The sequence below is a fragment of the Paracoccus sp. 228 genome (genome assembly GCF_000967825.1).
Lineage (GTDB): Bacteria > Pseudomonadota > Alphaproteobacteria > Rhodobacterales > Rhodobacteraceae > Paracoccus > Paracoccus marcusii.
Window position 1 is genome coordinate 296,986 of the sequence record NZ_JYGY01000005.1, and the last position, 20,108, is coordinate 317,093.

The 20,108-nt window shown below is 69.5% G+C and carries 17 protein-coding genes; 14 read left to right on the top strand and 3 right to left on the bottom strand.

Features of this window, described 5'->3' with window-relative positions; genetic code table 11:
• Positions 1-11: 11 nt before the first annotated feature.
• Genes SY26_RS16340 through SY26_RS16350 form a run of 3 tightly spaced genes read right to left on the bottom strand, consistent with a single transcriptional unit; the run spans position 12 to position 3,480 of the window.
• Entirely contained in the window at positions 12-899 is an 888-nt protein-coding gene (locus SY26_RS16340; RefSeq protein WP_045981450.1) for an ABC transporter permease, read from the bottom strand.
• Positions 896-1,972: an ABC transporter permease gene (locus SY26_RS16345; protein WP_046001368.1), complete on the bottom strand. Its 1,077-nt coding sequence runs from the start codon at positions 1,970-1,972 to the stop codon at positions 896-898. Before SY26_RS16345 ends, SY26_RS16340 begins: the two co-directional genes overlap by 4 nt.
• Positions 1,969-3,480 (bottom strand): ABC transporter ATP-binding protein, encoded by a 1,512-nt coding sequence (locus SY26_RS16350; protein ID WP_176695110.1) that lies wholly within the window; start codon positions 3,478-3,480, stop codon positions 1,969-1,971. The genes SY26_RS16345 and SY26_RS16350 overlap by 4 nt, the downstream gene beginning before the upstream one ends.
• 104 nt (positions 3,481-3,584) lie before the next feature.
• On the opposite strand from SY26_RS16350, the gene dnaE reads away from it, so the two are divergent.
• The 14 genes from dnaE to ftsH all read left to right on the top strand — a co-directional run bounded on the left by dnaE (position 3,585) and on the right by ftsH (position 20,082).
• Positions 3,585-7,055: a DNA polymerase III subunit alpha gene (gene dnaE, locus SY26_RS16355; RefSeq protein ID WP_046001370.1), complete on the top strand. Its 3,471-nt coding sequence runs from the start codon at positions 3,585-3,587 to the stop codon at positions 7,053-7,055.
• Positions 7,056-7,154: 99 nt separating this feature from the next.
• Positions 7,155-7,664: a crossover junction endodeoxyribonuclease RuvC gene (gene ruvC, locus SY26_RS16360; RefSeq protein ID WP_045981454.1), complete on the top strand. Its 510-nt coding sequence runs from the start codon at positions 7,155-7,157 to the stop codon at positions 7,662-7,664.
• A complete protein-coding gene (ruvA, locus tag SY26_RS16365) occupies positions 7,661-8,371 on the top strand; it encodes a Holliday junction branch migration protein RuvA (RefSeq protein ID WP_046001371.1) in 711 nt (236 codons plus the stop codon). Before ruvC ends, ruvA begins: the two co-directional genes overlap by 4 nt.
• Before the next feature lie 15 nt (positions 8,372-8,386).
• Positions 8,387-9,307 (top strand): zinc metalloprotease HtpX, encoded by a 921-nt coding sequence (gene htpX, locus SY26_RS16370; RefSeq protein WP_046001372.1) that lies wholly within the window; start codon positions 8,387-8,389, stop codon positions 9,305-9,307.
• Positions 9,304-10,335 (top strand): Holliday junction branch migration DNA helicase RuvB, encoded by a 1,032-nt coding sequence (gene ruvB, locus SY26_RS16375; protein ID WP_045981457.1) that lies wholly within the window; start codon positions 9,304-9,306, stop codon positions 10,333-10,335. Before htpX ends, ruvB begins: the two co-directional genes overlap by 4 nt.
• Before the next feature lie 36 nt (positions 10,336-10,371).
• Positions 10,372-10,767, top strand: coding sequence for a tol-pal system-associated acyl-CoA thioesterase (gene ybgC, locus SY26_RS16380; RefSeq protein WP_046001373.1), 396 nt, complete (start codon positions 10,372-10,374; stop codon positions 10,765-10,767).
• A gap of 167 nt (positions 10,768-10,934) precedes the next feature.
• Positions 10,935-11,627: a protein TolQ gene (gene tolQ / locus SY26_RS16385; protein WP_045981459.1), complete on the top strand. Its 693-nt coding sequence runs from the start codon at positions 10,935-10,937 to the stop codon at positions 11,625-11,627.
• A 1-nt stretch (position 11,628) separates the two neighbouring features.
• Entirely contained in the window at positions 11,629-12,078 is a 450-nt protein-coding gene (locus SY26_RS16390) for an ExbD/TolR family protein (protein ID WP_046001374.1), read from the top strand.
• Between the two features lie 3 nt (positions 12,079-12,081).
• Entirely contained in the window at positions 12,082-14,028 is a 1,947-nt protein-coding gene (locus SY26_RS16395) for a hypothetical protein (protein ID WP_046001375.1), read from the top strand.
• Positions 14,029-14,083: 55 nt separating this feature from the next.
• Entirely contained in the window at positions 14,084-15,403 is a 1,320-nt protein-coding gene (tolB, locus tag SY26_RS16400) for a Tol-Pal system beta propeller repeat protein TolB (RefSeq protein WP_046001376.1), read from the top strand.
• 7 nt (positions 15,404-15,410) lie between these two features.
• On the top strand, positions 15,411-16,010 hold the full coding sequence (gene pal / locus SY26_RS16405) for a peptidoglycan-associated lipoprotein Pal (RefSeq protein ID WP_064503570.1): 600 nt from the start codon (positions 15,411-15,413) through the stop codon (positions 16,008-16,010).
• On the top strand, positions 16,010-16,912 hold the full coding sequence (locus tag SY26_RS16410) for a tetratricopeptide repeat protein (protein ID WP_045982843.1): 903 nt from the start codon (positions 16,010-16,012) through the stop codon (positions 16,910-16,912). Before pal ends, SY26_RS16410 begins: the two co-directional genes overlap by 1 nt.
• Positions 16,909-18,135 (top strand): tRNA lysidine(34) synthetase TilS, encoded by a 1,227-nt coding sequence (tilS, locus tag SY26_RS16415; protein WP_052715334.1) that lies wholly within the window; start codon positions 16,909-16,911, stop codon positions 18,133-18,135. Before SY26_RS16410 ends, tilS begins: the two co-directional genes overlap by 4 nt.
• 57 nt (positions 18,136-18,192) lie before the next feature.
• Positions 18,193-20,082 carry an ATP-dependent zinc metalloprotease FtsH gene (ftsH, locus tag SY26_RS16420; protein WP_045982844.1) on the top strand — a complete coding sequence of 630 codons (1,890 nt, stop codon included), beginning with the start codon at positions 18,193-18,195 and terminating at the stop codon, positions 20,080-20,082.
• Positions 20,083-20,108: the final 26 nt, after the last annotated feature.

A 20,108-nucleotide genomic window follows, 5' to 3' on the forward strand; every position in this document is an offset into this window, starting at 1 on the left:
TGGCCGCGGTTCTACCGCAGCGCGTGGAAGTTGGTCCCAAGCGAGCCAGGGGCAGCCGCCCCCGCGCGCCGCGAGTATTTCTGGCGGGCCGAGATGGCCACCAGCACGATGATGGTCGCCAGATAGGGCGCCATCGACAGCAGCTGCACCGGCACCTGCACGCCCGCCGCCTGCAGGCGCAGCTGCAGCACGGTGACGCCGCCGAAAAGCCAGGCCCCCGCCAGGACGCCCGCCGCCGTCCAGTTCGAGAAGACCACGATCGCCAGCGCGATCCAGCCCGCCCCGGCGGTCATCCCCTCGGTCCATTGCAGGACCGTCGCGATCGAGATGAACGCCCCGCCGATCCCCGCCATCGCGCCGCCAAAGGCGATGGCCGCCAGACGGGTCAGGCGCACGTCATAGCCCAGGGCGTGGGCGGCCTCGTGGTTCTCTCCGACGCCGCGCAGGACCAGGCCGCGCCGCGTGCGGTTCAGGAACCACCAGACGACCGGCACCATCGCCAGCCCCAGCCACACGATCCAGTTGATGCGCAGCGGCCCAATGGGCATGGGCGGCGCCTTGACCCCCTCGAACGGCTTGCCGAACATCGCGGCCAGGCCCAGGCCGAACAGGGTCAGCGCCAGGCCCGATGCGACCTGGTTGGCCAGGAACAGCTGCGTCAGCGCCGCGAACAGCAGCGATATGGCCGCCCCCGCCACGGCCGCGACCAGAAACCCCAGGAACGGATTGCCGCTGGCATAGGCAGCGGCGAAACCGGCCAGCGCGCCGGTGATCATCATCCCCTCGACCCCCAGGTTCAGGACGCCCGCGCGTTCCACGACCAGTTCGCCCAGGGCGGCGAACAGGATCGGGGTCGATGCCGAGATCAGCAGCAGAAAGACGGACAGGGGGTCGATCATGCGGTGCGCCTTCTGCGGATCTGATAGCGGGTCAGGACGTCGAAGCCCAACAGGAAGAACAGCAGCATCCCCTGGAACACCTGCACGGTCGCGGCGGGCAGCGACATGGTCAGCTGAGCCAGTTCGCCCCCGATATAGGTCAGCGCCAGCAGCAGTCCCGCCAGCAGGATGCCCACCGGATGCAGCCGCCCCAGGAACGCCACGATGATCGCGGTAAACCCGTATCCCACGCCCAGCTTGTCGGTGATCTGGCCCGCGGGGCCCGCGACCTCGAACAGGCCCGCGGCACCGGCCAGCGCGCCCGACAGGCCCAGGCAGAAAGCGACCAGCGTCTGCGGCCGCACGCCCGCGAACCGCGCGGCACGGGGCGCGGTGCCGGCGGCGCGGATGTGGAACCCGCGGATGTGGCGGCTCATCAGGAACCACGTGGCCAGGACCGCGGCGGCGGCGGCCACGACGCCCCAATGCGCGCCGGTCCCGGCGATCAGCTCGGGGTTCGCGGCCGAGGGGTATTGCTGCAGGTTGCGCGATCCGGGAAAGCCCATGCCCTGCGGGTTGCGCATCGGGCCGAAGGCCATCCATGCGGCGATCCGCTGCGCGACATAGACCAGCATCAGCGACACCAGGATTTCCGATGCACCGAACCAGTTCCTTAGCATCGCGGGGATCATGCCCCAGGCCCAGCCCCCGGCCAGTCCGGCCGCGACCATCAGCGGAAACAGCCACCATGCTTCCAGCGGGTACAGCGCCAAGGCGACTGCGGCGCCGGTGATGCCGCCGATGATGTACTGCCCCTCGGCCCCGATGTTCCAGATGCCGGCGCGAAAGCCGATGGCCAGCCCGGAGGCGATCAGGATCAGCGGCGCGGCCTTGATCAGCAGCTGCGGCCGGGAATAGCCGGCGGCAGGGCCGAACAGCGGGTCCCAGAAGATCGTGCGGATCGCCGCGACCGGGTCATGCCCCAGCATCGCGAACAGCAGCCCGCCGGCGATCATCGTGGCCAGCACGGCCATGACCGGCGTCGCGACCTGCCAGCCGGTCGAGGCGCTTTGGCGCGGGATCAGCGTGATCATAGATGCGCCTCTTCCATGCCATGCGCGCCGCCCAGCATCAGCCCGATGCGGTCCAGCGTCAGGCCGTCGGTGGGCACGGGGGGCGACAGGCGGCCTTCGTTCAAGGCGCAGAAACGGTCGGACAGTTCCAAAAGCTCATCCAGATCCTGAGAGATGACGATGACGCCCGCGCCCTGGCGGGCCAGGTCCAGCAGCGATTGCCGCACGCTGGCTGCTGCCCCCGCATCCACGCCCCAGGTGGGCTGGTTCACGACCAGCACGCGCGGGTTCTGCATGACCTCTCGGCCGATGACGAATTTCTGCAGGTTGCCGCCGGACAGGGCGCGGGCCGCGACATGGGGGCCGGGGGTGCGGACGTCGAACCCGTCGATCACCGCCAGCGCATAGTCGCGCGCGGCCCTGTGGTCGATCAGCCCGCCTCGGACAAGGGACTTGCGGCTGCCCGCCGTCAGCAGCGTATTCTCGGTCAGGCTGAAATCGGGGACGGCGGCATGGCCCAGCCGGTCCTCGGGCGCGCTGAGCAGGCCCTTGACGCGGCGCGGTTCGGGGCCGGCGGCGGACAGGTCCGCGCCCTCCAGCGTGACGGTGCCGGGCGCGCTGCGGACCTCGCCCGACAGGGCGGCCAGCAGCTCCTCCTGGCCGTTGCCGGCGACGCCGCCGATGCCCAGGATCTCTCCGGCCCGCAGGGACAGGGCGATGTCCTTCAGCGCCGTGCCCTCGGCATTGGGAGCGGGCTGGGACAGGGCGCGCACCTCCAGCAGGACGGCGCCGGGCTGGCGACCGCTGCGGTCGATCTGGCGCATCTGGCCGCCGACCATCATCGCGGCCAGGTTGCGGGCGGAATGGGCGCGGGGGTCGCAGCTGTCGACGACCTTGCCGTGCCGCAGGATCGTGGCGCGGTCGCAATGGCTGCGGATCTCGTCCAGCTTGTGGCTGATGTACAGGATCGCAGTGCCTTGCGCCGCCAGCTTGCGCAGGGTCGCGAACAGCAGCTCGGCCTCCTGCGGGGTCAGCACGCTGGTCGGCTCGTCCATGATCAACAGGCGCGGGTTCTGCAGCAGGCAGCGGATGATCTCGACCCGCTGGCGTTCGCCGGCTGACAGGGTGACGATGCGCCGCGCGGGGTTCAGCGGCAGGCCGAAATCATGGCTGACCTTGGTGATGCGCGCCGACAGTTCGCGCCGCGGCGGCGGGTTCTCCATCCCCAGGGCGATGTTCTCGGCGACCGTCAGCGCGTCGAACAGGCTGAAATGCTGGAACACCATCGCCACACCCGCCGCCCGCGCCGCCCGTGGATCGGAGGGCGCATGGGCGCCGTCGCCCAGCCACATCTGCCCGTCATCGGGGCGCACCAGCCCATAGATCATCTTGACCAGCGTCGACTTGCCCGCGCCGTTCTCGCCCAGCAGGGCGTGGATCTCTCCGGGCATGACGTGGAACGACACGTCGTCATTGGCGCGGACGCCGGGATAGGACTTGCCCAGACCCCTGGCGCGGAACACGGGCATGTCGGTCAATTCTGTCCCCTTGGTCAAATTCCTGACCTGCTTAGACCGCAATTCGGCAGCCGCGCAATTGCACTGTTTGGTCACGCTGCGATACTGTCCCGATCATGGCCGCAAAATCCCCCCGATTCATCCATCTTCGCACACATTCCGAGCATTCGTTGCTGGAAGGTGCCATTCCCGTAGGCAAATTGCCAAGCCTTGCCTTCGAGGCGGGCATGCCGGCGGTCGCGCTGACCGACACGAACAACATGTTCGCCGCGCTGGAATTCAGCGTGAAGGCCCGCGACAAGGGCATCCAGCCCATTATCGGCTGTCAGGTGACACTGATGGCCGAGGCCACCGGGCCGGTCGTCCTTCTGGCACAGAACCAGGCGGGGTGGATGAACCTGATGGCGCTGTCCACCTGCCTCTATCTGCGCGAGGGCGGGGCGCTGCCGCATGTGACGGTCGACGAATTGTGCGCCAAGGCCGAGGGGCTGATCTGCCTGACCGGGGGCGCGACGGGTCCCTTGGGCCTGCTGATCGCGCAGGGCCAGATGCCCAAGGCCGAGGCGCTGGCCGACCGGCTGGCGGCGTCCTTCGGCGACCGGCTCTATGTCGAACTGCAGCGCCATCCCGGCGAGAACGGCCAGCTGATGGCCGCCGAGGCCGCGTCCGAAGGCGGTCTGGTCGACCTGGCCTATGCCAAGGGTCTGCCGCTGGTGGCGACGAACGATGTCTATTTTCCCAAGACCACCATGTACGAGGCGCATGACGCGCTGATCTGCATCGCCGAGAAGGCCTATGTCGACCAGTCCCAGCCCCGTCGCCGCCTGACGCCCCAGCATTACTTCAAGTCCGCCGAAGAGATGGCGGTCCTGTTCGCCGACCTGCCCGAGGCGATCGAGAACACCGTCGAGATCGCCCGCCGCTGCGCCTTTGCGGTGTCCAAGCACGCGCCGATCCTGCCCCGGTTCGCCGATGACGAGGTGACCGAACTGCGTCGCCAGGCCCATGCCGGCCTGGCCGAGCGGCTGAAGGTCATCCCCCACGCGGTCACGGTCGAGGAATACACCGCGCGTCTGGATTTCGAACTGGGCATCATCGAGCAGATGGGTTTTCCCGGCTATTTCCTGATCGTGGCCGATTTCATCCACTGGGCCAAGGAACAGGGCATCCCGGTCGGACCCGGCCGCGGGTCGGGCGCCGGATCGCTGGTCGCCTATGCGCTGACCATCACGGACCTGGACCCCCTGCGCTACAACCTGCTGTTCGAGCGGTTCCTGAACCCCGAACGGGTCAGCATGCCGGATTTCGACATCGACTTCTGCATGGACCGCCGCGAGGAGGTGATCCGTTACGTGCAGGGCAAGTACGGGGCCGACAAGGTGGGCCAGATCATCACCTTCGGCGCGCTGCTTTCCAAGGCTGCGGTGCGCGACGTGGGCCGCGTGCTGCAGCTGCCCTTCGGCCAGGTGGACCGCCTGTCCAAGATGATCCCGGTCGAGGGCGTGAAACCCGTCAGTATCGCCAAGGCCCGCGCCGACGAGCCGCGCCTGCGCGAGGCCGCGCGCGAGGAGGTGGTGGCCCGCCTGCTGGATTACGCCGAACAGCTGGAGGGGCTTTATCGCAACGCCTCCACCCACGCGGCGGGGGTGGTGATCGGGGACCGGCCGCTGGACCAGCTGGTGCCGCTGTACCGTGATCCGGCATCCGACATGCCGGCGACCCAGTTCAACATGAAATGGGTGGAGCAGGCCGGCCTGGTCAAGTTCGACTTCCTGGGCCTCAAGACGCTGACGGTGATCCAGAATGCGGTCGACCTGATCAACGGTCAGGGCCGTCCGCTGCACATCGCCGCCGACGGGCGGCAGCTGTACGACCCTGCGCCGGGGACAGAAAACCAGATCAACCTGATCCCGCTGGACGACAAGGCCAGCTATGACCTGTTCGCCAGCGCGCGCACGGTCGCGGTGTTCCAGGTGGAATCCAGCGGCATGATGGACGCGCTGCGCCGCATGAAGCCCACCTGCATCGAGGACATCGTGGCGCTGGTGGCGCTGTACCGTCCCGGCCCGATGGAGAACATCCCGACCTATTGCGAGGTCAAGAACGGCCTGCGCGACCTGGAATCGATCCACCCGACCATCGACGACATCCTGGCCGAGACCCAGGGCATCATCGTCTATCAGGAACAGGTGATGCAGATCGCCCAGGTCATGGCGGGCTATTCGCTGGGCGGCGCCGACCTGCTGCGCCGGGCGATGGGCAAGAAGATCGCGGCCGAGATGGCCAAGGAGCGGCCCAAGTTCGTCAAGGGCGCGGTCGCCAACGGCGTGCCCGACAAGAAGGCCGGAGAGGTCTTCGACCTGCTGGAAAAGTTCGCCAACTACGGCTTCAACAAGTCGCACGCGGCCGCCTATGCCGTGGTCAGCTATCAGACCGCGTGGCTGAAGGCGAACCACCCGGTCGAGTTCATGGCCGCGGTGATGAACTGCGACATCCACCTGACCGACAAGCTGGCCGTCTACAAACGTGAATGCGATCGGATGGGGATCGAGATCGTGCCGCCCTGCGTCAACCGCTCGGCGCCGACTTTCACCGTGGGGCCGGGGCGCATCCACTATGCCCTGGGCGCGCTGAAGGGCGTGGGCCTGGAGGCGATGCGCCTGATCCACGATGCGCGCGCGGACCAGCCGTTCCGCGACATCCACGACCTGGCACGGCGCACCGACATGAAGCGGGTGGGCAAGCGCCCGCTGGAGATGCTGGCCCGCGCCGGCGCCTTCGACGGGCTGGACGACAACCGCGCCCGGGTGATGAAGTCGCTGGACGGGTTGGTCGCCTGGTCGGCGGCGGTCCAGAGCCAGGCCGCCTCCAGCCAGACGTCGCTGTTCGGGGGCGGAGAGGATCTGCCGCCGCCGCGTGCCCCCCTGTCGGGCATCTGGCTGCCGACCGAGAAGCTGGGAGAGGAGCACAAGGCCGTCGGATTCTATCTGTCCGGGCATCCGCTGGACGACTATCTGCCGGCCCTGCGCCGCAAGAAGGTGATGACCCTGGCCGAGATCAGCCAGGACGCGCTGAACGGCCCGCTAGTCGCCCAGATCGCGGGCACGGTCGCCGCGCGGATGGAGCGCAAGTCCGCCAAGGGCACCGCCTATGCCTTCGTCAGCCTGTCGGACCCTACGGGGCTGTATGAGGTCACGGTGTTCTCGGACCTGCTGACCGCCAGCCGCGACAAGCTGGAACCGGGCGCCAGCGTCGTGCTGCAGGTCAAGGTCGAGCCGTCGGGCGATCAGGTCAAGATGCTGGCCAATTCGGTCACCGCGCTGGAGGACGCCGTGGCCGACGCGGGTGCAGGCTGCCTTGCGGTCGAGATGCAGGGCGCCGACACGATCCCGCGCCTGGTCGAGGTGCTGACCCGCATCCGCACCGACATCATCGTGCCGCCCCGGTCGCGCGGCCCGATCCGCCTGCGCATCCGCGAGGGCGATGAGATCATCGAGATCGAGGTCGCCAACGACGCCCCCCTGACCACCCCGGCGCGCCAGGCGCTGCGCGCGGTGCCCGGCGTGCTGGACGTGGTCGAGGAGTGAGCCGGGCGTCTTTGTCGTTCGAATACCCATGCCCCGCCGCGGCATGCCCCTAGCCAGATGTTCGCGCTTCGTGCTAGCAATCGGAAAAAAGAGGGCAGCATGAAGGTCTTGGGTATCGATCCCGGTTTGCGGAACATGGGCTGGGGGATGATCGAGGTGGACGGATCGCGCATCCGTCACATCGCCAACGGCACCATCCATTCGGACGGCGCGCAGGATCTGGGCGCGCGGCTGTCGGTCCTGTTCCGGGGCCTGTGCGCGGTCATCGCGACCCATGCCCCCGACGAGGCCGCGGTCGAGCAGACCTTCGTCAACAAGGACGCGACCGGGACGCTGAAGCTGGGGCAGGCGCGGGGCGTGGCCCTGCTGGCGCCAGCCGAGGCCGGGATATCGGTCGGGGAATACGCGCCCAACGCGGTCAAGAAGACCGTCGTGGGCGTGGGTCACGCGGGCAAGGAGCAGGTCCAGCACATGGTCCGCATCCAGTTGCCCGGGGCGGTCTTCGACAGCGCGGACGCGGCGGATGCACTGGCCATCGCCATCTGTCACGCCCGTCATCTGCAGGGACGGTCGCTGCGGGTCGCCACGCCCAAGCGGGGCGCGGCATGATCGGGCGGATCGCGGGGGTCATCCTGCACCGGGCGCGCGATCACGTGCTGATCGACGTGCGGGGCGTGGGATACATCGTGCATGTCAGCGAGCGGACGGCGGCGGGGCTGCCGCCGGTGGGGCAGGCGGCGGCGCTGTATACCGAACTGGTGGTGCGCGAGGATCTTTTGCAGCTGTTCGGATTCCCGACCATGCTGGACAAGGAGTGGCACCGGCTGCTGACGTCGGTCCAGGGGGTCGGTGCCAAGGTGTCGCTGGCGATCCTGAGCACGCTGGGCCCCGAGGGGCTGGGCCGGGCGATCGCGCTGGGGGACTGGGCGTCGGTTCGCAAGGCGAACGGGGTCGGTCCCAAGCTGGCGCAGCGGATCGTGCTGGAACTGAAGGACAAGGCGCCGTCGGTCATGGCCCTGGGCGGCGCGCTGACCATCGACGCGGGGGACGTTGCCGCGGGCGGTCATGCGGAGGAACCGGGCATCGAGCCCGGCCCCTCCACGGCATCCGCGCGCGGTCGCGCCGATGCCCCCGCCCCCGCGACCGGCGCGCATCAGGGTCAGGCGATGGCGGATGCGCTGTCGGCGCTGACCAATCTGGGCTATGGTCCGTCCGAGGCGGCATCCGCCGTGGCCGAGGCGCAGGCGCGGGAACCGGCGGCGGCCATGCCCGCGTTGATCCGCGCGGCGCTGCGTCTGCTGGCGCCCAAGGACTGAACCGGAGGTCTGAACATGGCAGGAAACGTCAAGGTCTTCATGCTGATGGCGGCGCTGACCGCGCTGGTCATGGCCTTGGGCTGGATGCTGGGCGGATCGGGCGGCGCGGTGATGGCGCTGGTGATCGCGGGGGGCATGAACTTCTTTAGCTATTGGAACAGCGACAAGATGGTCCTGCGTCAGCAGGGGGCGGTCGAGTTGTCGCCCCAGCAGGGGGCCGAACTGCACGCGATGACAGCGCGGCTGGCCGAGCGCGCGCAGATGCCCATGCCCAAGCTGTACCTGCTGCCGACCCAGCAACCCAATGCTTTTGCCACCGGGCGCAATCCGCAGAACTCCGCCGTGGCGGTGACGCAGGGGCTGCTGAACCACCTGTCCACCGAGGAGATCGAGGGCGTGATCGCCCATGAGCTGGCCCATATCCGGCATCGCGACACGCTGACCATGACCGTCACCGCGACCATGGCCGGCGCCATCGCGATGATGGGGAACATGATGCTGTTCGCGGGCAACCGCGAGGGGCGGGGCGGCATGATCGGCGGCATTCTGGCGATGATCTTGGCGCCGATGGCCGCGATGATGGTGCAGATGGCGATTTCTCGTGCGCGGGAATACGAGGCGGATGCGACCGGCGCGCAGATCAGCGGCAAGCCGCGGGCGCTGGCCTCAGCGCTGAGCCGGATCGCGCAGGCGGCGGGGCGCAGCGTGAACCTGCCGGCCGAGAAGAACCCCGCCGCGGCGGCGATGTTCATCATCAACCCGCTGCACGCGATGCGGGCCGACCGGCTGTTCACCACCCACCCCCCGACCGAGGAGCGGATCGCCCGGCTGATGGCGATGGATGGCACGGCCCCGCGTGACCCGGCCCCCGCCGCCGGACCAAGCCGCATCCCCCGCACCGGCGCCGCGCCGCGCACGCCCTGGGGCCGCGGATGACCGGGCCGGACCCCGACCTGCGCCCCGAAAAGCTGGACAGCGATGTCGAGGATCGCGCGCTTCGGCCGCAGAACCTGTCCGAATTCGTGGGTCAGGCCGAGGCGCGCGCGAACCTGAAGGTGTTCATCGAAAGCGCCAAGATGCGCGGCAAGGCGATGGACCACACGCTGTTCTTCGGTCCCCCGGGACTGGGCAAGACCACGCTGGCGCAGATCATGTCGCGCGAACTGGGGGTGAACTTTCGCATGACATCCGGGCCGGTCATCGCGCGGGCGGGGGACCTGGCCGCGATCCTGACCAACCTCGAGGCGCGCGACGTCCTGTTCATCGACGAGATCCACCGCATGAACCCCGCGGTCGAGGAGATCCTGTACCCCGCGATGGAGGATTTCGAGCTGGATCTTGTGATCGGCGAGGGCCCGGCCGCACGCACCGTGCGGATCGAGCTGCAGCCCTTCACGCTGGTGGGGGCGACCACGCGGCTTGGCCTGCTGACCACGCCGCTGCGCGACCGGTTCGGCATTCCGACCCGGCTGCAGTTCTATGAGATCGCGGAACTGGACCTGATCGTGCAACGCGGCGCGCGGCTGATGGGGATCAGCGCCGATCCCGAAGGGACGCTGGAGATCGCGCGCCGCGCCCGCGGCACGCCCCGCATCGCGGGCCGGCTGCTGCGCCGCGTGGTCGATTTCGCGCTGGTGGAGGGGAACGGCCGCCTGACGCGCGAGATCGCCGATATTGCGCTGAACCGGCTGGGGGTGGACGATCTGGGCTTGGACGGGGCTGACCGGCGGTACCTGACGCAGATGGCGCAGCATTACGCAGGCGGACCCGTGGGTGTCGAGACGCTATCCGCCGCCCTGTCCGAGAGCCGCGACGCCATCGAGGAGGTGATCGAGCCCTATCTGCTGCAGCAGGGCCTGGTCGCGCGCACCCCGCGCGGGCGCATGCTGACCCAGGGGGCCTGGCGCCATCTGGGCCTGGACATGCCGGTCCCCACCGGTCAGGCGACGCTGTTCGACGTCTGATTGCGGACGGGACCGATCGCGCGTATTTTGGCCCCCATGAGCCATCACCTGACATTGCGCGTCTATTACGAAGACACCGACCTGGCCGGGATCGTCTATTATGCGAACTATCTGAAATACATCGAGCGGGGGCGGTCCGAATGGATGCGTGCCACCGGAATCGACCAGATGCGCATGAAGGAGACGTCGGGCCACGTCTTTGCCGTCCGCCATATCGAGGCCGACTATCTGCGCCCCGCGCGCTTCGACGACCTGCTGACCGTGGTCACCGACCTGTCGCACGCCACGGCCGCGCGGATCGTGGTCGACCAGCAGGTGCTGCGCGGCGATGAAGTGCTGTTTTCGGCGCGGGTGACGATCGTCAGCCTGGACGGGCGGGGGCGTCCCGTGCGCCTGCCCGCCGCCCTGGCGCGGGCGCTGCCGGAGGGCTGAACCCGTGGCTTCTGCCGCGCGGATGCGGCAACACGGACGCAGGTTGATGAAAATTGACGCCATTGTGTTGCCGCGGGGGCTGAAACCCGTGGCAATTACAGGGTAACAGGCCGCAACGCCGGGCTGCCAGGGGGCAGTTGCGGCCCCTGATGATGAGGCAGTAGACCATGGAACCCATTCAGGCCGCCGAGGCCATCGACTTTTCGGCCGTGGCTTTGTTCTGGCGATCCTCGCTGACGGTGCAGGTGGTCATGATCATGCTGATCGCGGCCTCGTTCTGGTCCTGGGCGATCATCGTGCAGAAGTTCCTGACCTTTGCGCAGGCGCGCAAGGAGGCCGCCCGCTTTGACCGCGCCTTCTGGTCCGGAGAGCCCTTGGACGATCTTTATGACCGGCTTGGCGACCGCCCCAAGGGGCCGTCCGAACGGATCTTTTCCGCGGGCATGACCGAATGGCGCCGCAGCCACCGCGATGACGGGCGGCTGATCGCGGGCGGCATCGGGCGCATCGACCGGGCCATGAACGTGGCCATCCAGCGCGAGGAACAGCGCCTGTTCCGCGGCCTGTCCTTCCTGGCGACCGTGGGGTCGACCGCGCCCTTCATCGGCCTGTTCGGCACCGTCTGGGGCATCAAGTCCGCATTCGAGGGCATCGCCCTGACCCAGGACACCAGCCTGGCCGTCGTGGCGCCGGGCATCGCCGAGGCCCTGCTGGCAACCGCCCTGGGCCTGGTCGCGGCCATCCCGGCCGTCGTCTTCTACAACAAGCTGTCGGGCGACGCGGAACGCATCACCGGCGGGTGGGAGGCGTTCTCGGACGAGTTCTCGACGCTTCTGTCGCGCCAGATGGACGAGGCCTGACATGGCATCCGGGGTCGTCAAGCGCGTCCGCAGCAAAGGCCGTCGGCGCAACCTGCCGATGTCCGAGATCAACGTCACGCCCTTCGTGGACGTGATGCTGGTGCTGCTGATCATCTTTATGGTCGCGGCGCCGCTGATGACGGCGGGCGTTCCGCTGAACCTGCCCGAAACCGCCGCCAACGCGGTCCCCAACGAGGACGAAGAGCCGTTGATGGTGTCGATCCCGGTCGAGGGGTCGCTGACGATCATGGACCAGCCGGTGGCGGACGAGCAGGTCGTGACGACGCTGCGCACAATCCTGGCGGAACGGCAGTCGGGCCGGGTGTTCCTGCGTGCCGACGGCACCATCCCCTATGCTCGCGTGGTCCAGATCATGGGCGCGTTGAACGCGGCGGGGATCACCGACATCGTCCTGGTCACCGAGACCGGCGGACCGCGGATGGACGGCTGAACCATGGACGAACGCGAAGGGCGCATCGGTTACTGGGTCTCGGGGGTCGCGCACGGCTCTCTGATCCTGTGGGCGATCCTGGGCGGGGCACTGTTTCGTCCGCAGCCCAGCCCGATGGTGCGCACGACCCAGGTCTCGACCATCAGCGGCGCCGAGTTCGAGGCGATGGCCGCCGCCGCCCGCGGGGCGGGGCCGGTGGGTGCCGATTCGACCGCGGTGGCCACCTTGCCCGACCCCGTCGACCCGGCCGAGGACGGTGCGGCGCGGCCCGTCGACGCGATCCCCCCGCAATCAGGGCAGGCCGCGGCGCTGGAACAGCCCGACACGGCCGAATCCGTGCCCGACCTCAGCGATTTCGCGCCCGCCGCGCCGGTCGAGGTCGCGACCGATTTGCCCGCACCGCGCCCGAACCAGACCGACGGGGCCGAGACCGCCCCGCAGGTCCCGGACACTCCCCCGGCCCCCGTGGCAGAGGCTCAGCCTAACCGCCCGGCGCTGCCGACGCCCGACGCCGCGGCCGTTCCGGTCGCCCCGCGATCGGCGCTCGCACTTGATGCCTCGCGCCGCCCCGAGGACCGGCCGGCCGACCTGGTCGAATCCTTCAACCGCCGCGTGGCAGAGGCGGCTGCCGCCGAGGCTGCGCGTCAGGCGGCCGCGGACGCGGCTGCTGCCGCCGCGCGTCAGGCCACGGCCGATGCGGCCGCCGAAGCCGCAGCCGAGGCGGAACGCCAGGCTGCCGCCGAGGCAGACCGCCAAGCCGCCGCCGAACGCGAGCGCCAAGCCGCGGCGGACGCTGCCGCGGAAGCCGAACGTCAGGCCGCGGCAGAGGCGGAGCAGGAGCGGCGCGCAGCGGCAGAGGCTGCGGAAGAGCGCCGCGCGGAAGCCGCGCGCCAAGCTGCGGAGGAGGAACGGCAGGCAGCCGATGCCGCCGCAGAGGCCGAACGCCGCGCCGCGGCCGAAGCGGAAGAGGCGCGTCGTGCCGCGGCAGAGGCCGCGGCCGAGGAGGAGCGCCGCGCCGAAGCCGCACGGCAGGCCGCGGAGGCCGAGCGCCTGGCCGCTGAGGAGGCGGAACGCCAAGCCGCTGAGGAGGGCGAGCGCCGTGCTGCCGCAGAGGCGGAGGAGGAGCGTCGCGCCGCTGCAGCGGCCGAGGAAGAACGTCGTGCCGAAGCCGCACGCCAGGCCGAAGAAGCGGAGCGCCAGGCCGCCGCGGAGGCGGAACGCCGCGCTGCCGCAGAGGCCGAGGAAGAGCGCCGTGCCGCCGCCGAGGCAGAGCGCCAAGCCGAGGCCGAGCGTCAGGCCGCTGCCGAACAGGCCGCGCGCGAGGCGGCGGATCGGCAGGCGCTGGAGGACGCGCTGCGCGATGCGCAGGGCGGGGCAGGGGGGCAGGACGCCGCCTCTGGCTCCGACACGGCCGCCAGCCCGTCGCAGACCATCGAGGGCGGCAGCGGCGCCTCGGCCGGGCTGGACCCGCTGGCCGCCGCGCTGGCGGGGGCCATGGCGGGGACCGGGGCCGCGGCGGATCCGGCGAACGACCCTTCGGGCCCGCCGGCAGACATGATGCAGCTGACCCCCAGCCCGATCCAGGCGACGCCCCTGCCCGATGCGGCGCAGGGCCTGCCCTTGGGCGACCCGCTGACGCTGTCGGAACGCGACGGGCTGCGCTTTGCGATCCAGGACTGCTGGAACCTGGGCGCGCTGTCGGTCGAGGCGTCGCAGATGACCGTCTCTGTCGGGTTCACGCTGTCGCCGGACGGGGTGCCCGACCAGAATAGCATGCGCATCGCCGGCTATCAGGGCGGCAGCGAATCCGCAGCCCAGCAGGGGTTCGAGGTCGCGCGCCGCGCCATCCTGATGTGCGGACGCGCCGGGTTCGATCTGCCCGCATCGAAATACGGACGCTGGCGCGATGTCGTGGTGGATTTCCGCCCCGACGGCGTCGCGTTCCAATGACTGACCGGCGGGGGCCACCTTCCGCTGTTCGCCGAAAAAAGGTAGTGATGACGCCATGTTCCGCAGATTGATCCTTGCCCCTGCCTTCCTGCTGGCCGCAGCATTGCTGCCGGCCGGGCCCGTGATGGCGCAGGACACCCCCCTGCGCATCGAGATCACCGACGGCGTGATAGAGCCGATGTCGATCGCCATCCCGGCCTTTCATGGCGATGCCGAGATCGCGGCCCGCATCCGTCAGGTCGTGGCGGACGACCTGACCGGCACCGGCCTGTTCAGCGAGATCCCTGTCGAGACGCATGTCGCCCGCCCCGCCAGCTTTGCCGAGGCCGTCAGCTATGACGACTGGCGGGCGGTGAACGCGCAGGCGCTGGTCTCGGCCGAGGTGCGGCAGATGGGCGACAACATCAGCGTGGGCTTTCGGCTGTTCGACGTCGTGTCGGGCCAGCCGCAGGGCGACGGGATGCAGTTCGACGCCCGCGCCGCCGACTGGCGCCGCGCGGCCCACAAGATCGCCGACCAGATCTATGCCCGGCTGACCGGCGAAAAGCCCTATTTCGACAGCCGCGTGGCCTTCGTCCAGGAAACCGGCCCCAAAAGCGCGCGGATCAAGCGCATCGGGGTCATGGATTACGATGGCGCGAACATCCTGTGGATGACCGACAGCTCGTCCCTGGTGCTGGCGCCGAAATTCTCGCCCGACGGGCGGCGGCTGCTGTTCACCAGCTATGACAGCGGCTTTCCCCAGATCCAGCTGATGGACGTGGCGACCGTCAGCGCCCGGCCGCTGACCCGCGATGCCAGCACGATGGCCTTTGCGCCGACCTTCAGCCCGGACGGGCGGTGGGTCGCCTATTCGCGCGAACAGGGCGGCAATACCGACATCTGGCTGATGGACGTGGCCACCGGCGCCCAACGCGCGCTGACCAATTCGCCGGCCATCGACACCTCTCCGGGGTTCAGCCCGGACGGGCAGCGCATCGTGTTCGAAAGCGATCGGTCCGGCGCGCCGCAGCTGTACATCATGGGGCTGGACGGGGCCGAGCCGTCGCGCATCAGCTTTGGGGACGGGCGTTACGGCACGCCCACCTGGTCGCCCAAGGGGGACCTGATCGCGTTCACCAAGCAGATCGGCGAACGCTTTCACATCGGCACCATGCGCACCGACGGATCGTCCGAGCGCATGCTGACCGAAAGCTTCCTGGACGAAGGCCCGACCTGGGCCCCGAACGGTCGGGTGGTGATGTTCACGCGCGCCACCCCCGGCGGAAACGGCCAGCCACGTCTGCATTCGGTGGACATCACCGGGCGCAAAATGCGACCGATGAATCTTGACTTTGCCGCCTCGGACCCGTCCTGGGGTCCCCTGTTGCCATGAGGATGAGATGATGAACGCCGCGACCAAGCCTGTCCTGCTGGCCGCCCTTCTGGGGCTGGCGGCCTGTGCCCAGCCCGCGCCGACGGTGGCGCCGCCCGTGGTCGACCCCTATGCCAGCACGGGCGGGGGCGCGGTGTTTCAGGGCGATCTGGCCGGCGGCGTCCTGGGCGCCGAGGCGACGGCCCAGTATTTCCGCGGCACGGTCGGCGACACGGTCCTGTTTCCCGCCGACCAGACGACCCTGACCCCCGAGGCGCGAACCATCCTGACGGCGCAGGCCGCCTGGTTGACGCGCCACACCGGCTTTACCGCCGTGGTCCAGGGCCATGCCGAGGAGACGGGCACCCGCGAATACAACCTGGCGCTTGGCGCACGGCGGGCCAGCGCGGTGCAGGAATACCTGGTCGCGCAGGGCGTGGCCCCGGGCCGCATCCGCACGCTGTCCTTCGGCAAGGAGCGACCCGCAGCGACGTGTTCGGACGAGGGCTGCTATGCCCAGAACCGCCGTGCCGTCACCGTCGTGACCGAAGCCGCACCCCCCGCCGTGGCGATGGCCCCCGTGGCAAGCGCCGCCCCTGCCGGGGGCGTCGTCGGGGCAGGCATGTGATGCGGCTGATCCCCGCGCTGATCCTGGCCCTGACGCTTGGGGCGCCTGTTCAGGCCGCCCCGGACGCCGCGACGCTGGCCGACATGCGTCAGCAGGTGACGCAGCTGCGCAGTCAGCTGCAGGGATTGCGGGGCGAATTGGTCGCGTCGGGCGCCGCCGGGTTCCAGGCGGCGGGCGGGGCCAGCGCCATCGACCGCATGAACGCGATGGAGGCGCAGCTGATGCGCCTGACGAACCAGGCCGAACAGCTGCAGAATCGCATCAACCGGATCGCGGGCGACAGCGAACGGCGCCTGTCCGACCTGGAATTCCGCCTGTGCGAGGCCGAACCGGGCTGCGATCTGTCGGCGCTGACCGTGCCGCAGGCGCAGGCGGGGCTCAGCCCGCAGCTGGCGCCCTCGGCCCCGGCGGATGGCGGGGCGGGGCAGCCTGCCTCGACCGCGGCCGAGCAGACCGATTTCGACGCGGCCCGCGCCGCGATGGACGCCGGCGATCACGCCCGCGCGGCGCAGATGTTCGCCGATGTCGCGGAAACCCATGCCGGCGGTCCCCTGACCGCCGAGGCACTGTTCCTGCGCGGGCAGGCGCTGGATCTGGCCGGCCAGCCACGTGATGCGGCCGCCGCCTGGCTGGAGGGGTTCGCCGCCGATCCGGACGGCGCACGGGCGGGCGAGAGCCTGCTGGGCATCGCTCGCGTGATCGAGGCGCAGGGTGACGCGACCGCCGCCTGCCTGTACCTGGCAGAGATTCCCGCCCGATTTCCCGGCAGCCCGCAGGCCGTCGAGGCCGAGGGCCACGTGACCCGCCTTGGCTGCGGCGTTAGCGACCTGGGCGTTCTGGACCCGCTGCTCGATCCGTCGATGGACCCCGAAGCGGCGGCCGATCTGGCCGAATATCCGTGATCCGCGACCCCGGCGCCCGCATCAGGTCTGTCCTGGACCGGCTGGCGGGGGACCTGCCGGCGCTTGGACTGGCGGTGTCGGGGGGCGGTGATTCCATCGCCCTGATGCATGTGGCCGCCGAATGGGCGCAGGGGCGGCGCGTCATGGTCGCCACCGTCGATCACGGCCTGCGCGAGGGCAGCGCGGCCGAGGCCGACGAGGTCGCCCGCGCCGCGCGTGCCCTGGGCCTGTCGCATGCGGTGCTGCTGTGGCGGCGCGACACGCAGGTCGGCAACCTGATGGCGCAGGCCCGCGATGCGCGGCTGCGGCTGCTGTCGGGCTGGGCGCGGCGCAACGACCTGCCGGCGGTGGCGCTTGGCCACACGGCCGACGATCTGGCCGAAACGCTGCTGATGCGCCTGGCGCGCGGGTCCGGCGTGGACGGGCTGTCGGCGATGGCGGAATGGCGCGACGCGTTCGACATGCGCTGGCTGCGGCCGATGCTGGGCACCGGGCGGGCCGAGCTGCGCGACTGGCTGACGGCGCGCGACATCACCTGGATCGACGATCCGACGAACGACAATGCCGACTATGACCGCATCCGGGCGCGCCAGGCCATCGCGGCCCTGGGGCTGGAGGTGTCGGGCCTGGCCCGATCCGCCGCCCATATCGCCGACGCGCGCGACGCGCTGGCCGATTACGCGGCCCTGCTGAGCGCCGATGCCAAGGTCGATCGCGGCAGCCTGATCCTGTCGCGCGGCCCCCTGCGCGACGCGCCGCCAGAGATCCGCCGCCGCATTCTGGTCGCCGCCTGCCGGTGGGTGACGGGCGCCGACTATCCGCCGCGCCGCGCGACGCTGGTCCACGCGCTGGAGGCGATGCTGGCGCAGGGGCGGGTGACGCTGGACGGGGCGATGATCTCTCCGACGGGCGGGGGGCTGCGGGTCACGCGCGAGGCCGCGGCCGCGCTGCGCACCGGCCCCACGCCCGACCAGGTCTGGGACCGCCGCTGGCGGGTGCGCGGCCTTGCCCCCGGCCAGACGATCGCGGCCCTGGGGACCGAACCGCTGGCCCGCCTGCCGTGGCGCGATTCGGGCCTGTTGCGTGATGAGGCTGCGGCCAGCCCCGGCATCTGGCAGGACGGACGGCTGATCGCCGCGCCGCTGCTGCGCGACCACCCCGGAATCACCCTGATTCCGGTCCGGGGCGCGGCAGATTTCCGCAGGTTGGTGAAGGCGCATTGAACCTGTCGCGATAATCCCTATTTTCAAGTCAAACCGCATTCCGTCGGAGGACCCGTATTGGGCAATGCTCGCAACTTCGCCTTCTGGGTGGTTCTGTTCCTGATGATCCTCGCGCTGTTCAATCTGTTCAGCGACGGGTCGGGCACCATGAACAGCCGCCAGATCAGCTATTCCGACTTCATCGAACGGGTGCAGAACGACCAGGTCAGCGCCGTCACGATCGACGGAGAGGACGTGGCCATCACCGGCACCAACGGCGAACAGTACGCGACCGTGCGCCCGATGGGCGAGGATATCAGCGACCGGCTGATCCAGCAGGGCGTGGACGTTCGCGTGGTCAAGCAGCAAAGCAGCGGCTTCATGTCGATGCTGGGCGTCTGGCTGCCGTTTATCCTGCTGATCGGGGTGTGGATCTTCTTCATGAATCGCATGCAGGGCGGCGGCAAGGGCGGTGCCATGGGCTTTGGCAAGTCCAAGGCCAAGCTGCTGACTGAAAAGCACGGTCGCGTGACCTTTGACGATGTTGCGGGCATCGACGAAGCCAAGGAGGAGCTTGAGGAGATTGTCGAGTTCCTGCGCAACCCGCAGAAGTTCAGCCGTCTTGGCGGCAAGATCCCCAAGGGCGCGCTGCTGGTGGGCCCTCCGGGTACCGGTAAGACGCTGTTGGCGCGGGCCATTGCGGGCGAGGCGGGCGTGCCGTTCTTCACCATCTCGGGATCGGACTTCGTCGAAATGTTCGTGGGCGTTGGCGCCAGCCGCGTGCGCGACATGTTCGAACAGGCCAAGAAATCGGCCCCCTGCATCCTGTTCATCGACGAGATCGACGCCGTGGGTCGCGCCCGTGGCGTGGGCATCGGCGGCGGCAACGATGAGCGCGAACAGACACTGAACCAGCTGCTGGTCGAGATGGACGGCTTTGAGGCGAATGAAGGCATCATCATCATCGCCGCGACCAACCGCAAGGACGTGCTGGACCCCGCGCTGCTGCGTCCGGGCCGGTTCGACCGCACGATCCACGTGCCGAACCCCGACATCAAGGGCCGCGAGCGGATCCTGTCGGTCCATGCCCGCAAGGTTCCGGTCGGACCGGATGTCGACCTGCGCCTGATCGCACGCGGTACGCCCGGCTTTTCGGGCGCGGACCTGATGAACCTGGTGAACGAGGCTGCCCTTGGTGCGGCGCGCATCGGTCGTCGGTTCGTTAGCATGGCTGATTTCGAGAATGCCAAGGACAAGGTGATGCTGGGTGTCGAGCGCCGCAGCCTGGTCCTGACGCCCGAGCAGAAAGAAAAGACCGCCTATCACGAAGCCGGCCACGCCGTCGTCGGCCTGTCGCTGCCAAAGTGCGATCCGGTCTACAAGGCCACGATCATCCCGCGCGGCGGCGCCCTGGGCATGGTCGTCAGCCTGCCCGAGATGGACCGCCTGAACTTCCACAAGGACGAGGCCAAGCAGAAGATCGCGATGACCATGGCCGGCAAGGCCGCCGAGATCATCAAGTACGGCGAAGAGGGCGTGTCGAACGGCCCCGCTGGCGACATCCAGCAGGCCAGTGCGCTGGCCCGGGCGATGGTGATGCGGTGGGGCATGTCCGACAAGGTCGGCGCGGTTGATTATGCCGAGGCGCATGAGGGCTATAATGGTAGCACCGGCGGCTTCTCGGTGTCGGCCTCGACCAAGGAACTGATCGAGCAGGAGGTTCGCGACCTGATCGAGGAGGGCTATCAGGAAGCCCGCCGCATCCTGCTGGAAAAGGAGGTCGAGTTCGAGCGCATGGCCAAGGGCCTGCTGGAATACGAGACCCTGACCGGAGAGGAAATCGCCCGCATCCTGCGCGGTGATGCGATCGGCGGGGATGATGACGACACCCCGGCCAGCGTGATCCCCTCCGTCACGGCCATCCCGCGGACAAAGCCCGCGCCGGGTGGCGACCCCGCCCCTGCCTGAGACGACAAAACCCCGGTCCGATGGAC